This is a genomic window from Micromonospora sp. BL1 (genome assembly GCF_003667485.1).
GTDB lineage: Bacteria > Actinomycetota > Actinomycetes > Mycobacteriales > Micromonosporaceae > Micromonospora > Micromonospora tulbaghiae.
Window position 1 is genome coordinate 1 of record NZ_RCVK01000092.1, and the last position, 5,539, is coordinate 5,539.

At 74.9% G+C, this 5,539-nt stretch carries 6 protein-coding genes; 2 read left to right on the top strand and 4 right to left on the bottom strand.

Going from position 1 to position 5,539, the window contains the following annotated elements; translation table 11 throughout:
• Nucleotides 1-455, bottom strand: a 455-nt coding sequence (locus tag EAD96_RS00815; RefSeq protein ID WP_199733030.1) for a cellulose binding domain-containing protein, incomplete at its 3' end; no start/stop codon positions are given.
• A gap of 344 nt (nucleotides 456-799) precedes the next feature.
• Here EAD96_RS00815 and EAD96_RS00820 point away from each other — a divergent pair.
• On the top strand, nucleotides 800-1,666 hold the full coding sequence (locus EAD96_RS00820) for a hypothetical protein (protein WP_121682915.1): 867 nt from the start codon (nucleotides 800-802) through the stop codon (nucleotides 1,664-1,666).
• Between the two features lie 53 nt (nucleotides 1,667-1,719).
• On the opposite strand, the gene EAD96_RS00825 is transcribed toward EAD96_RS00820, so the two are convergent.
• Complete coding sequence (locus tag EAD96_RS00825; protein WP_121682916.1) at nucleotides 1,720-2,190, bottom strand: hemerythrin domain-containing protein; 471 nt, start codon at nucleotides 2,188-2,190, stop codon at nucleotides 1,720-1,722.
• Between the two features lie 235 nt (nucleotides 2,191-2,425).
• On the opposite strand from EAD96_RS00825, the gene EAD96_RS00830 reads away from it, so the two are divergent.
• A complete protein-coding gene (locus tag EAD96_RS00830; protein ID WP_121682917.1) occupies nucleotides 2,426-3,592 on the top strand; it encodes a serine hydrolase in 1,167 nt (388 codons plus the stop codon).
• 61 nt (nucleotides 3,593-3,653) lie between these two features.
• Here the strand turns inward: EAD96_RS00830 and EAD96_RS00835 are convergent, their stop codons facing one another.
• Both EAD96_RS00835 and EAD96_RS00840 read right to left on the bottom strand, forming a co-directional pair.
• Nucleotides 3,654-4,307, bottom strand: coding sequence for a response regulator transcription factor (locus EAD96_RS00835; RefSeq protein ID WP_121682918.1), 654 nt, complete (start codon nucleotides 4,305-4,307; stop codon nucleotides 3,654-3,656).
• Nucleotides 4,295-5,521, bottom strand: a complete 1,227-nt coding sequence (locus tag EAD96_RS00840) for a sensor histidine kinase (RefSeq protein ID WP_121682919.1) — start codon at nucleotides 5,519-5,521, stop codon at nucleotides 4,295-4,297. The genes EAD96_RS00835 and EAD96_RS00840 overlap by 13 nt, the downstream gene beginning before the upstream one ends.
• Between the last annotated feature and the right edge of the window lie 18 nt (nucleotides 5,522-5,539).

A 5,539-nucleotide genomic window follows, 5' to 3' on the forward strand; every position in this document is an offset into this window, starting at 1 on the left:
CTGGTGGGCGGCGTGCCGGTGGTGGGGGTGACGCCGCCGGTGCAGGTGACGCCGTTGACCGCGAACGCGGAGGGTACCGGGTTGCTGCTGTTGTTCCAGGTGCCGTTGAAGCCGAACGACGTGCTGGCGTTGGTGCCCAGGCTGCCGTTGTAGCTGACGTTGGCGGCCCGCACCGAGGCGCCGCTGGCGGTGATCTCGGCGCCCCAGGACTGGGTGACGGTCTGCCCGGCGCCGAAGGTCCAGGTGACGGCCCAGCCGGTGAGCGGGTCGCCGAGGTTCGTCAGGTTGACGTTGGCGGTGAAGCCGCCGCCCCACTGCGCGGTGACGGCGTAGTCGACGCGGCAGCCGGCGGCCGCCTGGGCGGCGGTCGCGCCGACGGCCAGGCCGGACGCGGCGAGCGCGGCCGTCGCCACGGCGGACGTCCACAACACCGTACGGCGGTGTCGGTTGATCATGCTGGTCTCCTGCGGGTGGTGGTGCCGTGCCCACGCCGGCACCGATGCCCGGTCGGTGTCGGGGGTGGGCCTTGATACCCGGACGCCAGTGCCATGCCGAACGCTCACGTCTCCCGCGCAGTAAGCGCTTTCAGCGCAGCCTAACGATGGGCGTCGATGCGGTCAAACCTCGGTGCGCACTGAACGATGCCGACGCGCCGCCCGTATCCACTGCCGACCGGAACATCGGCCGGAACCGCGATGCCGGAGCGGGCACGAGCAGATTCCTCCAGTCGTCACTTCGCACCGCGGAGACGGGGCGGCAGCCGCCGCGCCGGTCTCCCGGTCAACCAGAGGAGAGGTGCATGGCCAGGGGTACGCGCAAGACCGCGGTCCTGAAACTCGGCGGGGTGGGCGCCCTCGCGGCGCTGTTGTTCGCCGGTGGGCTGCAACTGGCTTCGGCGGGCGAGAACGGCCGCCCGGCCACCACCGCCGCCACGCAGACCGTGAACTGCCCGACCGTACGCGACAAGCTGCCCGCCGTACCCGCGGCGGCCGCGGCCCAGGTGGAACGGGAACTGGCCAACCTGGACCAGGAGATCGCCCGGCAGAACGAGCGGCTGGCCCGGCAGGCGGTACGCCCCGAGGGCGGCCCGAACTTCGTCGACAACGCGATCCTCGGCCCGCTGCGCAACAAGCGGATCGCCGTGCTCGACCGGATCGAGATCGCCTTCAACCGGATCGGCGCGCAGCGCCCGGACCTGGACGCGCTCGCCGCCTGCTCGCTCAACGCCCCGGGCGTGCCGAGCGCCGTCAACGGCGGCGCCACCCAGGGCGGCGACGGCCGGAACGGAGCCGGCCAGAACGGGGCCGGCCGGAACGGCAACGGTCAGGGCGGCAACGGCAACGCCGGCGGGCCGGACGGCAACGCGGGCGGCGCGGCCCGGACCGTCGACTGCCCCCGGGTCGACCTGCCCGCCGTCCCGGCGGCGGCCGCCGCCCAGGTGCAGGCCGAACTGGCCACGCTGGACAAGCAGATCGCCGAGGCCGACGCCCGCCTCGCCCGGCTCGCGGTACGCCCCGAGGGCGGGCCGGCGTTCGTCGACAACGCGATCCTCGGCCCGCTGCGCAGCAAGCGCGTCGCGGCGCTCGACCGCATCGAGATCGCGTTCAACCGGGTCGGCGCGCAGCGGCCCGACCTGGACGCGCTCGCCACCTGCGGCCTGAACTGACCCCGGCCCGGTCGCGGCCCGGCGGTGCGCATCCCGCCGGGCCGCGACGGCTGTCACAGCGGCCCGAACACGTCGCCCGGGTCGTCGTCCAGCGGGAGCGTCTCCAGCACCGTCAGAAGCTGCCGTTCCTCGTACCGGAAGTGCGACTCCATGATCGCCGCCACGCCCTCCAGGTGCCGGGCCAGTTCGCCGGGCGGGGCGTCGCGGGCCACGGCCGCGCCCAGCCCGGTCAGCAGGTACCCGATCATCGAGTGGTCCTGCCGCAGCCGGTCCAGCGTGGCGCGCAGCTCGGGATGCCGCGCCGCGATCGCCGGGAAGAGGCTGCGGTCCTCGCCCTCGTGATGCGCGGTCAGCGCCGCGCAGAACCCGTGGCAGTACAACAGCAGGTCACGCGTCGCCGGGCGGGCCGGCTCACCGTCGGCGAGCGCCCGCCGGGTCAGCTCCAGCGCCTCGCGCAGCCGCTCGTGGACGGCGCGCATCTCGCGGCTCCAGGCCACCAGCCTGGTCTGTCCGCCCTCAGCCATGTGGCGAGGGCGAAGGGACGACGAGTGTCATCGTCGTGCTCCCTTCGATCCGGCGCCTCCATGCCTGACACGGTCTGCCACCGGCACGCGACGCTGCGCGGAGCCTAACCGGCGGCACCGGTGCCATCAAGTAGTGCCAGCGCTACCCCGCTTCGGGCAGCAGGCGGTATGGAGCGTGGCGCCCGATTCTCCGAGGCTTGAGGCCGTACCCGTTCACCTCCGTCGAGGAGTTCCCATGATCCGCCGTACCTTCCCGGTCGCCGTCGGCGCCACGGCCCTGCTGACCGTCGCCGCGCTGGGTGTGCCCGCCGCGTCCGCCACGACCACCGACGCCCGGCGTCCCGCCGGCGACGCCGTCCAGCAGCGACTGGACGGCCTGGTCGCCGAGCACGGCTTCCCCGGGGCGCTGGCCTCCGTACGCCGCGACGCCCGGGTGCGCGACTACACCGCCGGGGTCGGTGACCTGCGCACCGGCGCCGCGATCCCCCGCGACGCCCGGGTGCGCGTGGGCAGCAACACCAAGACGTTCACCGCCGTGGTCGTCCTCCAGCTCGTCGGCGAGGGCCGCATCGACCTGGACGCCACCGTCGAGCGCTACCTGCCCGGCATGGTGCGCGGCAACGGCAACGACGGGCGGCGGATCACCGTGCGCCAGTTGCTGCAGCAGACCAGCGGCCTGCCCGACTACGACGACGTGGTGTTCAGCGAGGCGCAGGACCTGGTGGACCGGCGCAGCGACTACTTCGACCCGCGCCGGCTGGTGGACGAGGCGCTCACCCAGTCGCGGCACTTCCCGCCGGGCGAGAAGTGGGAGTACAGCAACACCAACTTCGTCCTGGCCGGGCTGATCGTCGAGCGGGTCACCCAGCGCCCGGTCGGCGAGGAGATCACCCGGCGGATCATCGAGCCGCTGCGGCTGCGCGACACGTACTGGCCGCAGACCGGCGAGCAGGACCTGCCCGGCCGGCTGCCGCGCGGATACGTGGCGGTGGAGCCGGGCGCGCCGTGGGTCGACGTGACCCGGATGGACCCGTCGCTGGGCTGGGCCGCCGGCCAGCTCGTCTCGACCCCGTCGGACCTGCGGACGTTCTTCGAGGCGCTGCTGGCGGGCAGGCTGCTCGAGCCGGCCCAGCAGGCGGCCATGACGCGTACCGTGCCGGCGCCCGATTTCGAGCCCACCGGCGTCTGGGAGTACGGCCTGGGCATCGCCCGGCACGAGCTGCCCTGCGGCGGTCACGCCTGGGGGCACGGCGGCGACATCCAGGGCTTCGAGACGCGCAACCTGTCCACCACGGACGGGCGCAGCGCCGTGGTCGCGGTGACCGCGCTGCCGACCGGCCTGGAGATGTTGGATGCGGTCAGCAGCACCGTCGACGCCGCCCTGTGCGGCACCCGCCGCTGATCCGGGTCGACACCGCAGGCGCGCCGCCTCCCCGCGGGGCGGCGCGCCTGCGCGCGTGGGCCTACCGCCGGCCGTCGAGATAGCGCAGCACGGCGGTGACCCGGCGGTCGGCGCGGTCGTCCGGCGGCAGGCCCAGCTTCGCGAAGATGTTGCGGATGTGCTTGTGCACCGCGCCCTCGGTGACGAACATCCGTTCCGCGATCGCGCTGTTGCCCAGCCCTTCGGCCATCAGCGCCAGCACCTCGTGCTCGCGCGGCGACAGCTCGGCCAGCGCGGTGTCCGGCCGCCGGTGGCGGGCGAGCAGCTGCCCGACCACCTCGGGGTCGATCACGCTGCCGCCGGCCGCGACGCGGTGCAGCGCGGCGAGGAACTCCTCGACCCGGCCCACCCGCTCCTTGAGCAGGTAGCCGAGCCCCGACGCGCCGACCGAGAACAGCTCGGTGGCGAACGCCTGCTCGACGTACGCGGACAGGACCAGCACCGCGAGGCCCGGCCGGCGGCGGCGGGCCTCGACCGCGGCGACGATGCCCTCGTCGGTGTGCGTGGGCGGCATCCGCACGTCGACGATCGCCACGTCCGGCCGGTGGTCGTCCACAGCGGTCAGGAACTCCCCCGGTGTGCCGGCGGTGGCGACCACGTCCAGGTCCTCGGCGCGCAGCAGCAGCGCCAGCCCTTCGCGCAGCAGCGCGTCGTCCTCGGCGATCACGATCCGCATGGCAGCTCCACGTGCATCCTCGTCGGTCCTCCCGGTGGACTCGTCAGCGTCATCCGCCCGTCGTAGGCCCCGACCCGGCGGCGGATGCCGGTCAGCCCGGAGCCGCGCGTCTCGTCGGCGTCCCCGCGCCCGTCGTCGGTGACGGTCACGAGCAGCCGATCCCCCTCCCGGCGCACCGCGACCTCCACCGCGCTCGCGCCGCTGTGCCGGACCACGTTCGTCAGTGCCTCGGCCACCACGAAGTACGCGGTGGCCTCGACCGACGCCGCGCAGCGCACGTCGACGTCCACCGACAGGCGGCACGGCACCGCGCACGCCGCGGCGAGTCCGTCGAGTGCCCCGGCCAGGCCCCGGTCGCCGAGCACCGGCGGCAGGATGCCGCGCACCACCGTACGCAGCTCGCCGAGCGCCTGCTCGGCCGCGTCCTGCGCGCGTTCCAGGATCTCGTCGGCGCGGGCCGGATCGCGGCGTACCGCCCGCCGCGCGGCGCCGAGCAGCACGTTCACCGCGACCAGCCGGTTCTGCGTGCCGTCGTGCAGCGAGCGTTCGATCCGGCGCAGCTCGACCGCGTGGGCGTCGAGCGCGGCGGCCCGGGTGGCGGTGAGTTCGGCGACCCGCAGCGACAGGTCGACACCGGGCGGCGGGGGCAGCAGCCGGCGGCCCGGCCCGGCCTGGAGCCGCGCCAGCGCCGGGCCGGACGCGACCGCGAGGACCAGCCACCCGACTCCGAGGACGCCGACCGCGAGCGCGTCGCCGAGCCCGTCGATGCGCCACCACCCGATCCCGGGCGCGCCCGCGTCCGGTGGCACCAGCCGGTACCACAGCGGGAACGTCATGTCCTGCACGGCGTAGATCGGCAGCGCGAGCGCGATCAGCCCGGCACCGAAGCCGAGTGTTCCGTGGGCGGCGATCCAGCGCAGTTCCCGCCGCACGACCGGATCGCGCAGGGCCGGGCGCAGGGCCTCCGGCGCCGGGCCGGGCGACGGGATCGGCGACCCCCACCGGGACAGCCGGGCACGCTCGCGGTCGGCCACCGACCGCACCGCCCGCAGCATCCCGGGTACGAGCAGCAGCCCGACCCCACCGACGCAGGCCGCGGCCACGACGACCAGACCGAGCAGCGCGCCGAGCGCCAGCACGGCGGTGCCGAGCCCGCCGACGAGGTGCTCCAGCGCGTCCACCGCGGCGCGGAACCGCCTGCGTACGTACTCCATCCCCGGCCCACCCCCGGC